This window comes from Ruegeria sp. BG6 (assembly GCF_056538465.1).
Window position 1 is genome coordinate 1 of the sequence record NZ_JBQFTB010000044.1, and the last position, 1,184, is coordinate 1,184.

The window sequence follows — 1,184 nt, forward strand, 5'->3', positions numbered from 1 at the left end:
CCGAAGCCGGAAGAGATTGTCTCGAAGTTGCGACAGGTTGAGATATTGATGGGGCAAGGCATGTCCCGTCTGGATGCAATCCGGCAGATTGGTGTTGTTGAACAGACCTATTATCGCTGGAAGAAAAAGTACGGCGGAATGGGTGCGGATCAATTGAAGGAACTCAAGCGCCTTCAAAAAGAGAATGAGCGTCTTCGAAAGGCCGTCTCGGATCTGACCCTGGACAAACTGATCCTGACGGAGGCGGCCAAGGGAAACTACTGAGCCCCGCCCGCCGCCGTGCCTGCATCAACCATGTGCGCCACAAACTGCGTGTCTCAGAACGTCCCGCTGCCCGGCAGTCGTTTGCAAGGCAAACGATGAGAGGGGGCGTGTCGTGTCCTGAAATAGCACCGATCCACACAGCGAAAGCTGCCGAAAGGTCGAGCTGACGAGAAGCGCCTGGTGGCGGACATGATAGAATTGGCCCGCCAGTATGGCCGCTACGGTTATCGCCGGATCGCGGCTTTGCTGAGAGATGCGGGCTGGCAGGTAAATGACAAGCGCGTCGAAAGGCTTTGGCGTCGGGAGGGGCTGAAAGTGCCAATGAAACAACCAAAGAAGGGACGGCTCTGGTTAAATGATGGATCGTGTGTTCGGCTGCGGCCGGAGCATCGAAACCACGTTTAGAGTTATGACTTCGTGCATTGTCGAACGGATGACGCAAAGGCGTTCCGCACGCTCCACGTTATCGATGAGTACAGCCGGGAGTGCTTGGCGATCCGAGTGGACCGAAAGCTGAACTCCGGCGATGTCATCGACGTTCTGAGTGACCTGTTCATCATGCGCGGTGTGCCAGGCTACATTCGCTCCGACAATGGCCCTGAGTTCATTGCCGTAGCGGTTCAAGACTGGATCAATGCAGTTGGAGCAAAGACCGCATACATCGAGCCAGGCAGCCCATGGGAGAACGGTTACTGCGAAAGTTTCAATGCGCGGTTCAGAGATGAGTTCCTGAATGGAGAAGTCTTCTACAGCCTAAAAGAAGCGCAGATATTGATCGAAGAATGGAGGAAACACTACAACACTAAACGCCCGCACAGTGCTCTGGGATATTAACCACCGGCCCCGGAAACCATCGTTCTGATGGACCAAAGGCCGGCCTTGCACTAACAATCAAATTAGACCACACAAGTGGGGCTGAT

Annotated in this window: 1 pseudogene; it reads left to right on the plus strand. The window is 54.6% G+C overall.

The features are described from left to right. Positions 1-1,098 (plus strand): annotated as a pseudogene (locus tag ACR0JW_RS23840) (IS3 family transposase); the annotation flags it as partial. Positions 1,099-1,184 lie beyond the last annotated feature (86 nt).